The sequence below is a fragment of the Thermomicrobium sp. 4228-Ro genome, from assembly GCF_026241205.1.
Classification (GTDB): domain Bacteria; phylum Chloroflexota; class Chloroflexia; order Thermomicrobiales; family Thermomicrobiaceae; genus Thermomicrobium.
The window spans coordinates 448,945-467,511 of record NZ_JAPFQM010000006.1 but is presented as its reverse complement, the minus strand read 5'-3'; the positions used below and the strand labels follow the sequence as shown (position 1 = coordinate 467,511).

General features: G+C 67.7%; 12 protein-coding genes. 7 read left to right on the top strand and 5 right to left on the bottom strand.

Going from position 1 to position 18,567, the window contains the following annotated elements; translation table 11 throughout:
- Positions 1 to 191 precede the first annotated feature (191 nt).
- Positions 192 to 971, top strand: coding sequence for a FadR/GntR family transcriptional regulator (locus OO015_RS11700; RefSeq protein ID WP_265941447.1), 780 nt, complete (start codon positions 192 to 194; stop codon positions 969 to 971).
- Between the two features lie 217 nt (positions 972 to 1,188).
- On the opposite strand, the gene OO015_RS11695 is transcribed toward OO015_RS11700, so the two are convergent.
- Genes OO015_RS11695 through OO015_RS11685 form a run of 3 tightly spaced genes read right to left on the bottom strand, consistent with a single transcriptional unit; the run spans position 1,189 to position 3,662 of the window.
- Positions 1,189 to 1,668, bottom strand: coding sequence for a DinB family protein (locus tag OO015_RS11695; protein ID WP_265941446.1), 480 nt, complete (start codon positions 1,666 to 1,668; stop codon positions 1,189 to 1,191).
- Complete coding sequence (rsgA, locus tag OO015_RS11690) at positions 1,665 to 2,657, bottom strand: ribosome small subunit-dependent GTPase A (protein WP_265941445.1); 993 nt, start codon at positions 2,655 to 2,657, stop codon at positions 1,665 to 1,667. Before rsgA ends, OO015_RS11695 begins: the two co-directional genes overlap by 4 nt.
- A 27-nt stretch (positions 2,658 to 2,684) precedes the next feature.
- Entirely contained in the window at positions 2,685 to 3,662 is a 978-nt protein-coding gene (locus OO015_RS11685) for a COX15/CtaA family protein (protein ID WP_265941444.1), read from the bottom strand.
- 265 nt (positions 3,663 to 3,927) lie between these two features.
- On the opposite strand from OO015_RS11685, the gene merA reads away from it, so the two are divergent.
- From merA to OO015_RS11665, 4 genes are all read left to right on the top strand, one after another.
- Entirely contained in the window at positions 3,928 to 5,604 is a 1,677-nt protein-coding gene (gene merA / locus OO015_RS11680; RefSeq protein WP_265941443.1) for a mercury(II) reductase, read from the top strand.
- 133 nt (positions 5,605 to 5,737) lie between these two features.
- On the top strand, positions 5,738 to 5,941 hold the full coding sequence (locus OO015_RS11675) for a hypothetical protein (RefSeq protein WP_265941442.1): 204 nt from the start codon (positions 5,738 to 5,740) through the stop codon (positions 5,939 to 5,941).
- A 719-nt stretch (positions 5,942 to 6,660) separates the two neighbouring features.
- Complete coding sequence (locus tag OO015_RS11670; RefSeq protein WP_265941441.1) at positions 6,661 to 10,452, top strand: hypothetical protein; 3,792 nt, start codon at positions 6,661 to 6,663, stop codon at positions 10,450 to 10,452.
- Between the two features lie 272 nt (positions 10,453 to 10,724).
- Positions 10,725 to 12,710 carry an EAL domain-containing protein gene (locus tag OO015_RS11665; RefSeq protein WP_265941440.1) on the top strand — a complete coding sequence of 662 codons (1,986 nt, stop codon included), beginning with the start codon at positions 10,725 to 10,727 and terminating at the stop codon, positions 12,708 to 12,710.
- Between the two features lie 254 nt (positions 12,711 to 12,964).
- Here the strand turns inward: OO015_RS11665 and OO015_RS11660 are convergent, their stop codons facing one another.
- Positions 12,965 to 13,732, bottom strand: a complete 768-nt coding sequence (locus tag OO015_RS11660; RefSeq protein WP_265941439.1) for a hypothetical protein — start codon at positions 13,730 to 13,732, stop codon at positions 12,965 to 12,967.
- Between the two features lie 972 nt (positions 13,733 to 14,704).
- Here OO015_RS11660 and OO015_RS11655 point away from each other — a divergent pair.
- Positions 14,705 to 16,369: a DnaA N-terminal domain-containing protein gene (locus OO015_RS11655; RefSeq protein WP_265941438.1), complete on the top strand. Its 1,665-nt coding sequence runs from the start codon at positions 14,705 to 14,707 to the stop codon at positions 16,367 to 16,369.
- A 185-nt stretch (positions 16,370 to 16,554) separates the two neighbouring features.
- Here the strand turns inward: OO015_RS11655 and OO015_RS11650 are convergent, their stop codons facing one another.
- Positions 16,555 to 17,493 (bottom strand): hypothetical protein, encoded by a 939-nt coding sequence (locus OO015_RS11650; protein ID WP_265941437.1) that lies wholly within the window; start codon positions 17,491 to 17,493, stop codon positions 16,555 to 16,557.
- A 212-nt stretch (positions 17,494 to 17,705) separates the two neighbouring features.
- Here OO015_RS11650 and OO015_RS11645 point away from each other — a divergent pair, with 212 nt between their 5' ends.
- Positions 17,706 to 18,467: a DsbA family protein gene (locus OO015_RS11645; protein WP_265941436.1), complete on the top strand. Its 762-nt coding sequence runs from the start codon at positions 17,706 to 17,708 to the stop codon at positions 18,465 to 18,467.
- The last annotated feature ends 100 nt before the right edge of the window (positions 18,468 to 18,567 follow it).

Here is an 18,567-nt window from a genome sequence, read left to right as displayed (position 1 = left end):
CCGGTAAACGCGCTTTAGCCTTTGTCCCAGCTGCACCGAAGAGGTCAGGATATCCCTGGCACACTGCACGGCAGAACATTGGCAAACTCTTCGGGGTGGCGAAACGATGCGTTCACGTTCGCCACGCGGAACGCGATACACTTTAGGAGCGAAACGAAAGACCTGTGATGAGCAGGATTGAGGAGTGTGCGATGATGAGAGCAACACCGGTCACTGCAAAGCCGATCACCCAGGCGCGACTGCACCAGCGGGTGGTGGAAGAGCTGCTCAAGCAGATCGTCAGCGGGGCGCTTCCGCCGGGCACGGCGCTGCCCTCGGAGCCGGAGCTGGCCCGGCAGTTCGGGGTGAGCCGCATCGTCATCCGCGAGGCGATCCGCATCCTCGCTGAGAAAGGGCTGGTCGCGGTCCGCCACGGGAGCGGGATGTGGATCCAACCACCGGAGCAGTGGGATCATCTCGACCCGCAGATCCTCTTCGAACGGCTGCGCTCCAACCGCGATCCGAGCTGGCTCGAGGAGATCCTGGAGCTGCGCAAGATCCTGGAACTGGCAGCAGCGGAGCTGGCAGCGCAACGCCGCACGCCGGAGCAGCTGGCGCAGCTCAGCGAGATCCTGGAACGGATGCGCGCGGCCCTTTCCGATCCCTCCAACTACGTCAATCTGGACATCGCCTTCCACGAGGCGATCATGGACGCAGCCGGTAACCGCCTGCTCCGCGAAGCTCGGCGGCCGCTCAGCGAGGTGCTCTTCAGCAGCTGGCTCATGACGACGCGCTCCGCGGAGCGACTGGCGCGCACGCACGAGGGCCACGAGGAGATCTACGCAGCGATCGCGGCAGGCGACCCGGTCGCCGCCCGCGAAGCGATGCGCCGCCATATCGAGCACTTCGAGGACAACATTCGCGCCGACCTCGAGCTACCGAGCCACCAGGCCGTCACCGTGGGGAGCAACGGCCACCAGTCGGCTAGGTGATCAGCTATCCCCACACAGGCAACCGGGGCAGGCTCACCCGCCTGCCCCGGCTCTCTTGCGCGCCAACACCAGGATAGGCAACCGGCAGTCCAGCCCCGCGTGTCCTCAGCGCATGCCCGCTTTGAGGAAAGCCAGCGCGAAGAGCCCGGCGACGATGGCGAGAGCGAGTACGACACCGAGGAGCCGCAACAGCCAGGGCGACATCGCGCCCTCCGCCTCAGCCGATCCCACGCAGCTCAGCCAGCTGGCGCGTCAGCAGCGCCTGCCCGATATGTTCGCGGTTGTGCTGGATCGCATGCAGTAGCCAGCGGATACCAGTAAAGCGGCGCCCCAGGCGATCGTTCGGTGGTGAGAACTCCTGGACGAGCGTCTCGTCCGTCAGACGCTCGAGGCGCTCGAGCGTCTCCCTCTCCACCTGATCGATCAGGTCGAGGAGCGCTGTATCGCTCGGTGCCTCGTAACGAAACCAGCGCTCGCGATCCCGCTCGACCGTCTCGCCGAGCGACGCCGCCACGAGATAGCGCTCGGAATCCAGCAGATGCCCGACGAGAACCGCGATCGAGTTCATCTCCGGTCCCGGCGACCAGTTCAGGACAGCTGGCGCGAGGCCACGCACGAGATCGCGCAAGACGTCATGCTGCTCGCGCAGCGTCGACTCGACCGCTGCCCGCACCGCTGTGAGGAAGTCCGCGCTCACCGTGCCCCCCTTCCACGCCGTAGCCGCTCGATCTCCCAGCGCCCGTATCGCTCCGCTTCCTCCTCGAGCTCGCGGTAGATCGCCCGGTAGCGCTCGTAGCGCCCCGCGTCGATCTCGCCCGCCTCGACAGCAGCCCGGACTGCGCAGTCGGGTTCGTCCAGATGCCGGCAATCGCGGTACGCACAGGCACCGAGATACCGGCGAAATTCCCGGAAACAGCGCCCCAGTTCCTCCGGAAGGATCGCCCACAGGTGCAGCACACCGATACCCGGCGTATCGACCAGAAAGGTTCGCTCGTCCAGCTGGATCAGCTCGCTCGCCGTCGTCGTGTGACGCCCCCGACCGGTCGCCTCGCTCACCGCCCCGATTCGGAGATCGAGTTCCGGCCGGAACGCTTTGACCAGACTCGTCTTCCCGACACCGGACGGCCCGGCGAGTGCCGAAAGCTTCCCTTCCAGTATCTGCCACAGTGCGCTGAGCCCCTCGCCCGTCACGACGCTCGTTTCCACCACCTGATACCCGATCGCCCGGTACGGCTCCAGCGCAGCCCGAGCGCAGCCTTCCGGATCCAGGTCGACCTTGTTCAAGCAGATCACCGTCGGCAGATCCTGCGACTCGGCAACGACCAGGAAGCGATCGAGCATGCCGAGGCTCAGCTCCGGCTGCGACGCCGCCATGACGACCACCAGCTGGTCCGGATTGGCGACGATCACCTGCGCAGCCTCGCGGTCACGGGCACGCCGGACCAGCGCCCGCCGACGCGGTGCGACTGCCTCGATCACGCCCTCACCAGGCGCGACGACCCGGACCTCGACGCGATCGCCGACGACAACGAGGTCCTCGCGTCGCCGCTCCTTCTTCAAGGCTCCACGCACGACACAGCGGATCACGCCCTGCGGCGTCAGGACGTCGTAGAACGGCCCACGCACGCGAATCACGATATTGTCTGACCATGCTGCGCTCGTGTGGTCCGCTTCCTCCGTCACCATCCCCTCCCGCGAGGCATACCCGTTCGCTCAGCGCGACACCTGCACTGGCTCCGCGACCGCTGCCGAGCGGCGCACCGTACCCACCCGTACCGGCAACGCCTGATACGCGAGGACCGCAAGCGCCCCGAACAGCAGCGTCACCACCGCCGCGTGCGCCAGGATGCTGTCGAGACTCAGCCGACTGAACACGACCCAGGCACCGGTCGCCGACTGGGCGAGCAGGAGCAGGAGCGCGAGCGTACCGCTCCGCACGATATCGGGCCGCGCGCGGCGGAGTGCACCGTCTCGCCAGAGACGCACGACGAGACCCGTCAGCGCCAGCGTCAGGAGCAGCGCGCTCGACCGGTGCAGGAAGACGATTCCCGTTGGGCCAGCGAGGTCCGGCACCAGCTTCCCCTGGCAGAGCGGCCAGTCGAGACAGGCCAGGCTGGCGTTGGCGTGCCGGACGTACGCACCGAGATAGACCACTGCGTAGGTACCGACCAAGAGCCCCCAGCTCGCCCAGCTGACCGACCCGGGGGGCGCCACGCGCCGCCGTTCCCGCAGCGACTCACCGCGCGTCAGGATGAGCGCCAAGAGGAGCGCGCTCGCGAACACCGTCAGCGAGACCCCGAAGTGGACAGCCATCACCGGCGGGTAGCGCGGTGCCAGCACCGCCAAGGCGCCGAGTGCCGACTGGATCAGGAGCGTCCCGACGAGAAGACCGGCGACGATGCGGGTCTCCCAGCGCGCGAAGACCTGCCGGCGTTCCAACGCAACCAGGAGCAGGAGCGCCACGAGCACCAGGCCACTCACCAGCGTCGCGAGCCGGTGACTGTACTCGATGACCCCTTCCAAGGTCAGCGGCGGGAGCAACCGCCCGTGGCAGAGCGGCCACGACTCGCCACACCCGAAGCCCGAGCCGGTCGCCGTGACGGTCGTGCCGAGCAAGAGCACCAGTCCCATCGCTACGGCGTTCGCCCAGGCCAACCAGCCGATCCACCGCGCTCGCTGTCCCCGTCTCATCGCACGCCTCCCGCCGTGCCGACTCGACAACGCTGCCGGAAGGATAACCGAGACCACACCTAGCGACACCTCCATTCCTGACCGAGCACCCCGTTCGTCGGCGAAGCGGGACGACACCTTGCTTCCGAATTTCCGTATGTGTTACAGTGAGCATCGGCGAGCGTTGGTGCGTTTAAAGCGAACAGATAGACGATCATGAAGCCGAAAAAGCATGCGATAGTGCGTATATACTGGCGGCAGTGTGTCGCCGGAAGGGAAATACCCCATGACGGAATCGAACCGCCTACGCGTCACGCTGACGGTCGCGGGAATGACGTGCCGGGACTGCGAGCAGCGGGTCGAGCAGGCACTCGCCCAGGCGGGAGCACGCGATCCGCAAGCCGACTGGCAGCGCGGGCTCGTCACCTTCTTCATCGAGCCAGGAGCCGACCTCGAGCGGTTCCGCGCAGCAGTCCGCGCCGCTGGCTCGCCCAGCCACCGGTACGTCCCCGGTGATTTCACGGTCTCGCCAGGTTCCCTGCCCCGCGAGGCAGCAGGTTCATCCGACCGCTTCGACACCGACCTCCTGATCATCGGCGGTGGGAGCGCTGGCTTCGCTGCCGCCATCGAGGCGCGCCAGCTCGGTGCCCGCGTCGTCATGGTCGAACAGGGTACCCTCGGCGGCACCTGCGTGAATATCGGCTGTGTCCCTAGCAAGTTCTTCCTGCGCGCTGCCGAGGTCGCCCACCTCGCGGCCACTGCCCCGTACCAGGGGATCCGGACGCGTCTCGAGGGAATCGACCTCCCGGCGCTCCGCGAGCAGCAACGGTCGCTCATCGCCACGCTCCGCCGCGAGAAGTACGAGGAACTCGTCGACTTTTACGGCTGGGAACTCCTGCGTGGCACCGCTCGGTTCCTCGATCCCGAGACGGTTGCGGTCGGAGAGCGGCGCATTCGCCCCCGCGCCGTCCTGCTCGCGACCGGCGCCCGTCCCGCCGTTCCAGCGATTCCCGGTCTGACCGATGTTCCCTACCTCACCAGCACCACCGCACTCGAACTCGAGCATCTCCCTGACTCGCTCATCGTCCTGGGCGCTGGGTACGTCGCGCTCGAACTCGGCCAGGCCTTCCTGCGACTCGGCACCGCCGTGACGTTGCTCCAGCGACGTCCACGTCTCCTGCCCGACCTCGACGAGCGGCTCGCGACCAGCCTCCAGGAACGGCTCGCCGCCGAGGGAATGCGTCTTGCACTCGGCATGACCGTCCAGCGCGTCGAGCGCGTAGCGGGTGGCGTGCGGGTCGTCGCCCTCCGGGCCGGCCACGAGGAGGTCGTCGAAGCGGAAGCGCTCCTGGTCGCCACTGGTCGCACGCCGAACACCGAGTCGCTCGACCTAGCGGCTGCCGGCATCGCGACCGACGAGCGCAGCGCGCCCCTCGTCGATCCCACCCTGCGCACGACCAACCCGCGCGTCTACGCGGCAGGTGACGTGACGCTTCTCCCGCAGTTCGTCTCCGTCGCGGCAGCAGCCGGTCGCCTCGCCGCCCGGAACGCCCTTCTCGGCGAGGACCGCCCATTGGACCTGCGTGCTGTCCCGGCTGTCGTCTTCACCGACCCGCAAGTCGCGACAGTCGGGCTCTCGGTCGCCGAGGCGGAGGCCGAGGGGTTCTCGGTCGTCACCGGCTTCGCACCGGCTGCTGCGATCGCTCGCGAGCGCGTGAACCTGCAGGACGCTGGCGGCGTGCTGGTCGTCGCCGATGCCGCGACGGACCGGCTCCTGGGCGTCCAGGCTGTCGCCAGCGCAGCTGGTGAACTGATCGATGCTGCGACGCTCGCGGTCGCCAGCCGGCTGACGCTGAGCGATCTCCGCGAGCATCTCGCCCCCTATCTCACCAGCGCCGAGGGGCTGCGCCTCGCCGCGCTCGCCGTGACGCAGGACGTCAGCCATCTCTCCTGTTGCGCCTGAAAACGGACGCATCGTCGAGGGTCCACCCGGCCACCGCGATCGTTCCCGCCGCCAGCACGGGATGACCGAGCGCATGACCGGCGAGCGACGCGCCGAGCGAGGGCAACGCCGTGGACGATACCGGAGAAAAGGTGTGGGCGACGAGCTGCATCCGGTCGTCTGCCGTGCCGCGCAGGGGAACGCGATCGGCGCGATGACTGAGCGGTTCGTGATCCGGCGGACGGAGCGGTCGGTCGTCACAGCGCCGACCAGCGACGAGGTGCGTTGTTCCAACGGCGCGGAAAAGGCAAGCGGCCCATCGCTCGGCTCGCTCCCGGAAAGCTGTCCAGCGAGCTGACCACTCGCTGGCAGCGGCTCCACCACAGCGCCGCCAGAGCGCTCTCCGATTCTCTGGCCTGTGACCGGAGGCACGCACCGGTCCGCGACATTCCATCCGTCGACCGATGCACCGACCGGCGGCTGCTCCAGCTCTACGGCGTACGCCGCACGGAGATCGAAGAGCCGCTGCGGGACGGGCCTTCGCGAGCGACCCGGCACGCCTGGCTGGGCTCCGTCCTGCCTCTCGCGGACCGCCGCGATCAGCACAGTCGCCGCATCGACACCAGCCTCACCCGCCAGGTGCTCGCCGGCCCGCCGGCCCCGACGGGGAAACTCGCGCGGTGGTCGAGCACCTCCGAGGCCGGCGACTGGTCGCGCCGGGCGCAGGCGTGTCCCGTTCCTCGCCCTCCGATCGTGCGAGCGCCTCGCGCGGCACGACCGGTAACCGGGACGAGCCCTTGCCAGCACTGCGACTGTGAACCGGCGGGTGAGCGGCCACCACCTCCACCGGCAGTATGGGCCGCCTCGCCCCCTCGTCCGGTCGACACCCGTCGGTACCCCGCGCGCAGGGCTCACCCCAACCGAACGTACCGCTCAGCCCTAGGAAGAATTCTCTATCACGTCCTGCAGCCCCATCCCTTCCGGCGACTGACGATTCGGCGGTAGGATATCGACTGAGTGTTCGGGCATCGGAAGCGGGGTAGACACACGGCATCGCGCAGGCAACGTGGTCACCGGTTGCTCGTGTTTCTCGTCCTCTTGACGACGGTCGCGACGAGCACCTTCTCCATGGTCCCCGTGCTGGCCGACCAGCCGGGTACGCCATCCGACGAACCGGCCCAGGAGCAGCCGCTCGGGAAGTCCACTCCCGACGTGCAGGCGACACGCGAGGCGTTGCCCGCCGATCCCGCCCAGCCTGTCGGCTCGGATCCGGCTGCCCCGGACGCGTGTGGCCCGGACAGCAAGGTCCCCTGCGCGACCCCGACACCGGCGACGAACCCCAAGCCATCGAGCGGACCCATCGACCCCAGCCTGACGGCCCGCGACGGTGCGCGAACCGTCACCATCACTGTCTGGAAGGCGTGGCCGGACCGGCTCCGCCCCGCTCCCGCGAGCGGCGCGACCGTCACCATCACCGTCAACCCGGGATCGCCCGACGAGCAGGTGGCCACGCTGACCTGTGGGGGACCGAACGACCCCCACATCTGCGGCACCGTCACGGTCGAGCTGGCAGCGGGCGACACGATCCAGGTGAGCGAGACGGTCAACGACCCGGACTGGGTCGCCGTGGCTGGCCCTGGGACCTATACCTTCCAGGGGTTCCAGACTTCCACTCCGATCGACCCCAACCCGGTCCTCCCTCCCTCCTACCCAGGATATAGTGGGACGACGGTCTGGGACTGCCTCAACCCGGAGGTCTACTGCGGGCTCAAGCTCCTCAACGAGCACCGTACCAAGCGGCTGCAGATACTCAAGCTTTGGGACGACCCGGTCACCCGTCCGCCGGGGCCAGCGACCCTGGAGGTGACCGCCTATGACGCCAACAATACTGTGCTCGGGACCTACACGGTCACCTGTGGCGTACCCGGCGTCGTCGGCGGCACTGTCGCGTGTGCCCCCGACCTCGACCTTCCCGACGACACCGCAGCCGTCGAGGTCCGCGAGGTCTCCATGCCACCCGCCTGGTTCACGCGTCCCCACACCGTAGGGCGTCGACCGTGGCGCTGGTTCTACTGGGTGTCCTATGATGGCTGCCTCGGTAACGGCTGCGTGTGGTACGCTGTCGAGAATTACCGCCGCATCGTCATGCTTCAGGTCTGGAAGACCTGGGACGACCCGTACGGACTCGACCCGCGGGACCCCGGCGCGACCGTCGACGTCCAGCTCAGCGGGTCGGGCGTCATCGACAACACGGGCGGTACGCAACAGGCAACCGTCAACTGCCCGATGGGCGGGTGGTCAGGACCATTCGAGCCGACCAACGTCAGCTGCGGCGTCCTCGTCCTCGCGGGTCTCAGCGATGGCGACCAGATCACCCTCACCGAGACCCTGCCGCCCGGTACCCCGAGCTGGCAGCCGGTCCAGCCGGCTGGCGGGACCTTCACCTTCACCTGGAGCTGGAACCCCTTACCCGCTAGCGGCCAGTTCCTGGCCTGCCGCGACAACCTCGGTCGCATCGAATGCGATGTTCGGTTCCTGAACCGTCGCGAGCGCCCACGCACCTATACTCTCGACGTTCATGTCATGAAGACGTGGCGCAGCTTCGACTACTGGCCCGCGAGCGATGCGACCATCGAGCTGACGCTCGCCGGTCAGACGCAGACGGTCACCTGCCCGAAGGCCGACCCCAACGACCCCGCACGGCCGCTGAACGCCCAGATCAGCTGTGGCATGGTAACCTTCACCGGCTACTCCCCGCCTGACCATACCGTGCTGTCCTACGTGGAGAACCCGCCGCTTCCCGACTGGCAACTCGGCCTCACCCACCCATATGCGAATCGACCGTCCTTCCCACTCGCGTACTGTGGTTGGGTCGTCGTCGGTGAGCGCGTTGGCTGTCACGTTGGATTCCTAAATACCCCCTACCTCTCCTCCCTGACCGTCGAGAAGGTCTGGACCGATCCGAGCGGGAGCGGGGCGACACCGGGTGGGCCGGCCACCGTCCAGGTCACGAACAGCCGCACCGGTGCGGTCTTCACCTTCACCTGCCCACCGGCCCCGCTCGGCCAGGTCGTCACCTGCGGGCTCGCCCGCGGCGACCTCAAGGCCAATGACCTGTTGACCGCCGGCGAAACGCCTCCCGCCCAGTGGCAGCCCGTCTCGCATCTCGGCCCGCATCTCGTGAGCACGACGTCCTCGGATCCCAACTTCTCCTGCCGGAGCGTGGGGAGCAACGACTTCGCCTGTACGCTCCGGATCGTCAATCAGTATCGCCCACCGTGGCAGCTGACGCTCCGCAAGCGCTGGCTCGATGCCCTCGGCAATGACTTCGTCGGCCCGCCGACCACGCTCCTGGTGACGGTCGATGGCCAGCAGGTCCTGGTCCCGTGCCCAGCCGGTTTCTCGCCGGTCACCTGCGCGACCCTCACCTTCCCCTCCCGCCCGTCCCAGCTGATCGTGGAAGAGCCGAATCCGCCGGACGGCTGGACCGTCATCGGTGGGACCGGCGACTGGAGCAACGCGGACTGCCCCGCTTCGGGGTGTACGGTCACCGTCCGCAACCAGCTCCGGGACCTCGTCATCACGGTCTGGAAACTCTGGAATGCGCCCAGCCCACCTGGCAGCCCGGCGACGCTGACGCTCGACACACCAGGAGGCCCGGTCACGCTCACCTGCCCGGGCACAGCGAACCCTGACTCGTGCACGCCGGGTCCAGTCACCGTGCCGGACTGGGCCCACAACCGCGGCCCCATCACGGTCCGCGAGGAGACCATGCCGTCCGGCTGGTCCCCCTGGCAAGGTTTCGGCACCTGGGACGGGTGGACTGCGACGCCGATGGGTGGCGGCGGTCCCGTGCAACCGTACTCGGTCGGTCCCGGGTGGATTCTGGTCGGCAACAACCTCATGATCTCCGTCAGCAACCGGGCGGGCCGGTGCTCCCCAGACGACAAGACCTGTTCTCCCACTGGCGAGCCGCGTGACGGCATCTGGCTCGAGTTCACCAAGCTCTGGGCCGGTTCCCAGCCGCCCGGTCAGGACGCGACCGTGCAGGTGACGCTCTGGCCCGAGTGGTACCCCGACCACCAGGTGGTCACCCTCACGTGCCCGGGCACGGCCTCCCCAGCGACCTGCACGCCACGCGTCTTCCTTCCCTTGCCGAAGGTTTCCTCCGACTGGCGGGACTTCGTCCTGACGATCACCGAGCTCAGCGGTCCGCCGGGCTGGATACCGACGCAGGGCTTCGGCTCCTACGACTTCCCCGGCTTCCTCGAACTCCTCGGTTGCCCGGACGGCGATCCGGACAAGTGCGACATGCCGAAGGCGTGCTCCTTCGACAAGGAGACCGGCGAAGTGCGCTGCGTCGTCACGCTCGCCAACCAGTCCGTACCGGTCCCACCGCCCCCACCGGGCGGCGGGAACCCGCCACCCACCGGCGGCAACCCACCGTCCGGCGGCAGCCCACCACCCACCGGAGGTAGCCCCCCGACCGGTGGCAACCCGCGGTCGGGTGGGAGCCCGCCACCGACCGGTGGGAATCCACCGGCACCGGCGAACCCGCCCGCCGGTTCGCCGCCAGCACCCGCTGGCCAGCCTGCCGGTCCCGAGAATCCGTACCTGGAGACCGTGACCAACCGGCCGCCGGCACAGGACCTGGACAGCGCCAGCCTCCAGTCAGCGAGCGACCGGAACACATCGCAGGCCCAGTCGGCCCAGGGGACGGTCCAGCTCCTGCCCAAGACGGGGTACGGCCGGCTCCACGCACCCTGGTGGGTCGCCCTGCTCCTGGCGCTCCTGCCCACCCTCAGTGGTCTCGTCTTCGCGCTCCACGCCCGCAGTCGGCGACGTCCACCTCTGCAGCGGCGTTGCTGACCGACGGCGCAGCGAGACACCGGGAGAGCCCTCTCTCGGGCTCTCCCGGTGCGCCGCCCACCGGCCAGTCGGAACTCCGCACGGACCACCCTCTTCCGATGAGCGGATACATGCAGTGAGCTGAGTCATTCTCCACATCGATGAATTTTGAACAGATTTGATTGATTTGAAAAATCGGTCCCGCATACAGCTGTACCTTGCTTGAAGTGTGTTTCTGGTGATAAAATACAAAGTCGTGATATATCAGATGACAGGGGATAGGGACGGCTCGGATGTTCACCGACAAGCCCTCTCAGGCCCTGGAGGCCCTCGACACCTTCCTCGGTACCCTGCCGTGCAGTGCCAGCGCGCTCTGGCTGCGGATGACGCGCCAGGAGCCGTTCGTCCTCGTCACGAGTTCCCAGACAGGCGACGACGAGATCCCGCTGCTCCTCCCCGCTGCAGTCCTCGATGCCCTACCCGCCGAAGCGGACCTGCTCCGACTGCCTGCCCCCATCCCGACACTCACCATGCCCGCCCTCTTCCGTAAGGCAGGCGTCCTCCTGCCGCTCCGCCGCAGCGACGGTTCTCCTCACGCCCTGCTCTGGTGCCAGCCACGAGACGGCACCGACCCAGATACGCTTTCCGCGCTCCTCGGGACGGTCACGCCCCTGCTGGAAGCCGCGCTGGCTGGTGTCATGACGTCCGTGACACTGGGCGAACTCTGGTCGCTCAGTAGCTCCCCCCTCTGTCTGGTCGACCCCGAGTGGCATGTGCTAGCTGCCAACCCCGCCTTCTTGTCCCTGACGGGCCAGCCAGCAACCGGGAGAAAGCTCGAGGACCTAGTGCAGGCCTTGCCTGGCTGGGACCGCCTGCGTGCCGCCCTCCAGGAGCACCACCGGGCGACCGAGTACGCGGTGGTGCTGGTGACGCAGGAGACGGTGGCCACCTTCCGCGTCGACGCTCAAGTCATCCCCTGCCAGGTCACTGACCAGTATGGCGCGGGTGTCCTCCTCCAGTTCACCCCCAGGCAGCGCAGTATGACGACCTCGCGATGGGATGCCATCGACCTGAGCGAGCGACCACCCGGCTCCGCCCAGCTCTCGCTCGCGAACACGGCACGCATCCTCGCGCGCCGAGCAGCCCAAGGCCTGGCGACGACCCTCATCGTCGGCTACCTGAGCTGTCCCTCCACCATCGCTTCCTCACTCGACTGTCTGACGCTCGATACCGTCTCGTCCATGCTGCTCGATCAGCTCCGGTCCAGGCTCCGGCCCCTCGTCGCCGTCCGGCTCGATGCCAGTACCCTCATCGCTGTGACCGACGAGCCAGCAAGCCAGCAGCTCATCGAGACGCTGCACGATCTCCGGGATGCGACTGGCGACCGTTTCCCTTCCCTCACCGCCTGGCCCTTCCTCATCCGGCTGATCTTCGCGGTCATCCCGGTGACCGAACGCTGTGTGGTCAGCGAGGAGACGCTCCACACCACGATCGAGCGAACACGACAGCTCGTCACCCGCCTCGATCACCCTGTCGCCGTGTTTTCCCCGGACGAGGCCAATCCAGCTCCACCACCACTGACCGCTGTCGTCGAGGCACTTCTCGACCGCCGGTTCACCTTCGTGGGCCAGCCGATCGCACCGCTACAGCCGAGCCAGCCACCGCGTGTCGAACTCCTCGCCCGCCTCACCGTCGGTGATCGCCGGCTCTCGCCAGCCTTCTTCCTCCCGCTCGTCCAAGAACTGCGGCTCCAACCTGCTCACCTCCAGGCGTCCCTCGAACAGGCCAGCCGCCTCGCTGCCACCGGTGCCATCGTCCACGTCAACGCCGAACCGTCAGCCCTCCTCGAACTCGCTGCGGAAGGAAGACTCTCCTCGCTTTCTGCGCGAACCTTGCGCGGGCGGCTGGTCCTGGAGGTCACCGACGGGCATGTCGGCGCAGATGTATCTCGACTCAGCGCGACGCTCGAAGCCCTCCGGCAGGAGGGCATCGAGATCGCGCTCGACGACTTCGGAGCCGGCTTTCAGGGCTGCCTCCCGCTCACCCTCCTTCCGGTCGATCTCGTGAAGATCGACCGGGCACTGACCCGGACTCTCCCCCACGAACGAGGCCGGATCGTCACCGAAGCGATCGTCCAGACCTGCCGCAAACTCGGTTTGGCGACGGTCGTGGAGGGGGTCGAAGACGCAAGGCTTTTGCCTATCCTGACGTCCTGGCGTGTCGACTATGTCCAAGGCTTCGCGACAGGCCGTCCGTACCCACTCCCCGTCGGATCGTGAGCACGAGCGTCGGTTCAGGGGACCCCGCCAGCGCTGGTCGGTACAGACCCAACGTTACCCGCAGTCACGCACCCCGACGGCTCCGACGTACCATCGCAGACGCGTACCGGTCACCGTTGCACCCCCTCCGCGTACCCGGAACGAGACGGTCCTATCTGGTACGAGCTCGAAGGGGGAGACCAACTGCTCAGTGCGTCTCCGCTCCGGTGATGCCCGCCTGGAACCCGCTCGGCATCACGCCTCACCGGTGTTCCTCAGCGTTCGTCGCGCAATGGCACGACTCCGAGTAAGCGGAAAAACGCATCGATCTTTTCCAAATCCCAGGCCGTCAGGTCCACCGTCACCGTTACGGCGACCGCGACACCACTCGCTCCGGCCAGCCTCCGCTCGAGTACTGACGACGCTTGGCCGGGCTCAGGCACGGAGGCGGCACTCCCGGGCTCGGCTGTCTCGACCGTCTCACCCTCCGGGGTCCCGCTACGCCCCTCGACCAGCAGCGGTCGCAACGCACGCACCTGCTCCTCGCTATCGGACGCCAGGATGAGCCGCGAGGGCTGCCCCCGCACACCGCGCCGGAACACTCCCAACCCAGCCTCCTCCGCGAGCTTGAAGAAGAAGGTCCGCGCCTCCTCGACGCGGTTCCGCGGCTGGCCCAGCCGCATCTCGACTTGCCACACTCGCTCCACCCACGGACCGTCGATGACGGCAAGCCCCTCGCGCAACGCCCGCTCGATCGCCCCACCGTACGGTGGATAGCCGAGCACCGCGCGGGCCAGTTCGCGCCGTCGCTCGGCGGCATCCGTCGCATACGCGAGACGCCTCCCCGCTTCCGTCAAGCGAATCTCGGCATCGTCGCGTTCGATCAAGCCGAGCTGCTCGAGTGCATTGAGCGTCTCGCGGAGCGGCTCTCCGCCGCCGAGCCGTGCCTCCAGCACACTGCGGTCGACCCCACGCCCCTTCGCGTACTCCAGCACCTGGAACAGTAAGCGCGGATCGGTCCGATACGGCAGCAAGATCTCCATCGCCATTCCTCCAGCACTATCGCTCACGTAACTATTCTAGCGCATACCCACGTTACTCGTCAAGCAAAACGGCACCCTGAAGCACGCATTGTTACACGCAATCCATCACGCAAGCGATGCGGCCGCTGATGCGTATGAGCGTGCGCTCGCGTCACGCGAAGCGAATGCGGTGAACGAATCTCCAAGCACGCGTGTCGTGGAAATACGTCACGCACCCTGTTCTCCGCGCCTTCTGCTCGAACGAACCCACCCCGCCCCGGTGCCGGGAGCCACGGATCCACGAACCGGCACGCATACCGCCTCGGTCGCCCTCTCGCACTCCTGCACGACTCGTCCACCCCCACGCGCGTGCCAGCAAGACGCCCGTTGTCGTGCTGCGTGCTCGAAGTCCGCCGTGACGGTGTCCAGGAGCTCCGCCGCGTGGTGGACGACGACCTCGCTCTCCGCTTTTCCCTGCTTGCGAGTGTGTCCCGGTTCTGGAGCGGGGGCCGAACCGCGTCGATCGCTCACTCGACGTGGGCGTTGCTGCCGCCATGGCGCCGGAGCCGGGGTTGCGCGAGTGCATCCGAACCAGCTAGGAGCGTCATGCCACCCAGCGAGTGCTGGACGCCCGTCCCGGTCGACCGGGACGCGCGGTACGAGAACACCACTTCCTCGGCACTGTTTCGTCACATGACCGGCATCGGGGGCCGTCTCCGCCGCCAGGTAGCGTTCCCTCCCGTCGTCCTCGGCACGAGCGTCACGCCAGCAGGCAGCGAACTACTGCACGTCCGATCGCACAGCGACGACTCCCTCTGCCGCGGGTGCGCTCCTCCGAGAGACTGGACACCCTCACGCGAACGAAGACTCGGCACGCGTGCACAACGATCGCGGAAATATCACGGAAGCAATGGAAAGAAATGACCTGACACTTGAATCACGCGGCACGTGCTACTATGCTCGACGGTGGGGACGCAGGAAAGGGGCCGGAGCATGGCCGACCCACCGGCTGAAGCGAACGCCCAGCCGGAACGCAGCGGTGAGGACAGCCGTCGCCGCGGCTGGTTCTGGCACTGGAACACCATCATCACGCAGTTCGCCCCCTTGATCGGCCTCAAGGGGGTGGGGTTGCTCAACTCCTACACGGTCTGGACGGATCGCCGCGAAAACTCGCCCTACCGCGGCTATGCCTTCCCTTCCCAGCACGCCGAGGCAGCCTTCTACGGCGAGGACCGCGGTGAGCTCATCACGATCAACAAGATCCTCGTGGCGCTCGATCTCATCGAAATCCGCAAGGAGATGGTGACCCGTACCGACGAGGCCGGTCGGCGCTGGCGCGTCCCGCACAATTTCTACCGCGTCAAGGATCGGCCCGAAGGCTTCGTTCTCACCCCGGAGGCGGTGCTCCGCGTCATCGAGCTGGCCGAACGCGACGAGGCGGTGTACCGCTACATCCGCCACATCTTCTCGTCGCGCTTCGCACCGATCGACCGCGAGAACGTCTGGCACCAGATCCTGCCGGTCGTTCGCCGGCACCCCCTCTGGCAAAAGCTGGCCGCTCGAGCAGCTGCCGAGGACGCCCGTTTCTCGGCTCGCACCCGAGCCGGTCATGCTCGCCGCAAGGCCGCTGCAGTCGACGGCTCTCCCGCCGACCCGACCAGTGTTGGAGGGAGCGACAGTGGTTCGGTGACCGATGTCGGACTGAGCAACGATGGTTCCCCGACCGTCGTTGCAACGAGCGACAGTGGTTTCCCCCTCGGCGACCTGACCACAGTTGGCCCGTCCAACAGAGAGGAGGCAAGCAGTGTTGCTCCTTTCGACACGACGTATGACCAAGTTGTTGCAACGACTACGACGACTGCTGACCTCACCGGAGAAGCACCCCCGGCCGATGCCGCTGGTCCGGTGCTCGAACCGTCGCCGGAGGTGGTCGCCTGCTACGAAGCAGCGAATGCCCGACCGGCTTCGCCGCTCGAGCGCTCGTTGCTGGCCGAACTGGAACGCGAGTTCGTGCTCCTGGCTGCGGCACGCGGTGAGCGACCAGCCGAGGTGGTGGTCGCGGCGATCCGCGAGGCGGTCGCCAGCGGCTCGCGGTACGTCGCGCCGAAGCGGGTCCGCGAGATCCTCGCCCGCTGGTCGCGCCATGCCGTTCGGTCGAGCAGTGGACCGCCCCGCGAGCTGAACGCTCGTGCGGCACCGCCCCTCCCGCCGGCATCCGCCGATGCACGCGTACCGCTCGAGGGGCTGTTGGCGCCGGAGACGCTCGATCGGCTGGTCTCACTGCTCGAAGAAGCGATGGCTGCACGCCTCGCCCGGGCGATACCGGTCGAGGTCGAGTCTACCGGAGGGCCGACAGCATCGTCGCTTCCCCAACCACCGGCGGGGCTGGCGCCGCTCTGGTCGCTCGCGCAGGAGCACCTCAGCGAACGCTTGCCCCCAGCAGTCTTCGCGGAGTGCATCCGCCCGGCTCGTCTGCTCGCGGTCCTCTCCTCCGGGGAAGTCGTGCTCGGCGTCCCCAATGCCTCGGTGCGTCGCACGCTCGAGCGTCGCTGGCTCTCGCAGCTCGAGGATGTCCTCGCGACGCTACTCGCTCGCCCGGTGCAGGTACGGATCGTCACGTTCGCGGAGTGGGGTGAGAGTCATGCGTCACCGTCCTGACGACCGCTGCCACCGGATGAGCATCCAACGAGTCGCGTGCGGCCAGTTGTCCGATCGGCTTCCGGTGCCGGGCGTCGTGGCTTTGCGAGCAGGTGACGGCACGCGACACCGTCTGCCGCTGGCTTATGTGCAGCACACGGTGTTACCAGAGAGGGCGCGTGACGACGAGTCCCGGCCGGATACCATCACCACGCGACGAGCGGTATCGGCATACCTGGTCGCGCTCCGCCCGCTGCCGGCGATCCGCGCCGGGGATCGAGCAAGTGTTCGCCGACTCGACGTACTGCCGGGTGCGGACTCTCCAGCGCTGCCTGGGCTGGCAGCGGATGACGGTGCTGGGTCCAAAGAAGATCTGCCGCCACTTCGGCGAGTTCACGGGCAGAGTCGACGACCGCTGCCGCCAGCAGGGGGGCGATCTCGGCAGTCGTCATCACCTGTGCGAGTGCCCACAGGGCGTCGCTCCGCACGTCGGCGGGCAGTCGCTCGTTGTACATGAGTGCCAGTGCCTGCTCGCGCGCCAGCGGATCGGCCCGCAGGACGCTGCGCCAGGTCGCACGGCGGGCGCGTCGGCTGGCATCCAGCACCCAGCGTCGCCAGTGCGGGAGGACGAGGTCGGGCACGCGTTGCGCGGCGATCTCGACCGCTAGTCCGCGTATCACATCGTCCGGATCAGCGAGGGCAATGGCGAGCAGCGCGCGCTCGGCACCGGCCGGTAGTTCCCGCTCCCGGGTCGGATCAGCCAGAAGGAGCGTGAGCGCGGTTTCCCGCGCGATCCGCGTGCCCTGCCGTAGGACACGCAGCGCGGCTGTGACGAGCGTCGCTGTCCCTTCCTCCATCAGTCGCGCCCACAGCGCCAGTGCCGCATTGCTCCCAGCCAGCCAGTCCACGTTGGCGAGCAGCGCTTCCCGGTCCAGTCGTTCGATCACGGTCCAGGTGGAACGGTCGCGCCGCCACGAGAGAAAGTCGTCGCGGTACGCCAGCAGCGCTGCCGCGAGGAGGGCTGCTTCGCTCGCTGGGAGTGCTGGCAGCACGGTACGCCGGAGCCAGCGGCGTCCTGCTGCGGTGGCGAGTGCCTCGCTCAGCTGAATCGGCTCGCTGTGTGGAGGAGGCGAATGGCTGTGCATCGGGTGCCGCATCCTTCCTGTAATCGAGTCTACGGCACGGGGGAGTGTGTGCCGCAGCATCGCGGCGTGGTATGAGAACGCTGGCTCGGTACCACCGGCGCTTCGGATCGCGGAGTCCCCTCCGTATGACAGTCCGGTCTTCGCTCCGGTCCTGTTGCCTCTGGTACCATTCCGCGCGACGGAAGACGGTAACTCGACGGAAGGGTCGGACGATGTCGACATCGCAGAGCTTGCCACCGAAGGCCGGAATGCAGTCCGCGCGGGGAGGCATGCCGCGCCGGGTGCAGCGCAAGCTGGAAGCCGACCGGCGGGCTCGCCGGCGTCGCCTCCTCTTCATCACGGTTCCGGTCGTCCTCGCCTTGGTCGCTGCGGGGATCGGGATCTGGCTCAGCCAGCGCAGTACTGAGCAGGTCGCGGCCGTCCAGATGCCGGACGTCTCTAAGTACACGAGTGTCCCGCGTGACGGTCGCATGCTCGGTGACCCCAATGCACCCGTTCACGTGATCGAATGGGGTGACTACCAGTGCCCAGCCTGCCGAGCCTTCGAGCAGCGCTTCTTCCCGACCGTGCTCGAGCAGTACATCGCGACCGGTAAGGTGCGCTGGGAGTTCCGCGACTTCGCCTTCATCGGACCGGAATCGACCCGGGCGGCTGAGGCAGCCTATTGCGCGCTCGACCAGGGGAAGTTCTGGGAGTTCCACGCAGCGCTCTACGCCAACCAGAAGGGTGAGAATGTCGGCTCGTTCAGCGACCGGCGACTCGAGGAGATCGCCCGGGTCGTCGGGCTGGACGTGGACGCCTTCCGGAGCTGTCTCCGTGACGGCACGCACAAGGACGACGTCCAGCAGATGGTTCGCGAAGCCCAGTCGCTCGGTGTGCGCGCCACACCGTCCTTCAGCGTGAACGGGAGCGCACCCTTCACGATCTCCAGCCTGGCCGATCTCACGAGCCGGATCGAGGAGGCGCTCCCGTGAACCGGCGACCGCGCTGGCTGCTCCTCTCGCTCGTCCTGGCAACGGCCGGCGTCGTCGTGGCTGGTTATCTCACTGTCGTCGCCTTCGACGATGCCCTCCT

What these genes read in the sequence shown, in the direction of transcription:
- merA (WP_265941443.1), top strand. Translation starts at nt 3,928, where the DNA reads ATGACGGAATCGAACCGCCTACGCGTCACGCTGACGGTCGCGGGAATG.
- OO015_RS11665 (WP_265941440.1), top strand. Translation starts at nt 10,725, where the DNA reads ATGTTCACCGACAAGCCCTCTCAGGCCCTGGAGGCCCTCGACACCTTC.
- OO015_RS11650 (WP_265941437.1), bottom strand. Translation starts at nt 17,493, where the DNA reads ATGCACAGCCATTCGCCTCCTCCACACAGCGAGCCGATTCAGCTGAGC.
- OO015_RS11685 (WP_265941444.1), bottom strand. Translation starts at nt 3,662, where the DNA reads ATGAGACGGGGACAGCGAGCGCGGTGGATCGGCTGGTTGGCCTGGGCG.
- OO015_RS11645 (WP_265941436.1), top strand. Translation starts at nt 17,706, where the DNA reads ATGTCGACATCGCAGAGCTTGCCACCGAAGGCCGGAATGCAGTCCGCG.
- rsgA (WP_265941445.1), bottom strand. Translation starts at nt 2,657, where the DNA reads ATGGTGACGGAGGAAGCGGACCACACGAGCGCAGCATGGTCAGACAAT.
- OO015_RS11660 (WP_265941439.1), bottom strand. Translation starts at nt 13,732, where the DNA reads ATGGAGATCTTGCTGCCGTATCGGACCGATCCGCGCTTACTGTTCCAG.
- OO015_RS11700 (WP_265941447.1), top strand. Translation starts at nt 192, where the DNA reads ATGATGAGAGCAACACCGGTCACTGCAAAGCCGATCACCCAGGCGCGA.
- OO015_RS11655 (WP_265941438.1), top strand. Translation starts at nt 14,705, where the DNA reads ATGGCCGACCCACCGGCTGAAGCGAACGCCCAGCCGGAACGCAGCGGT.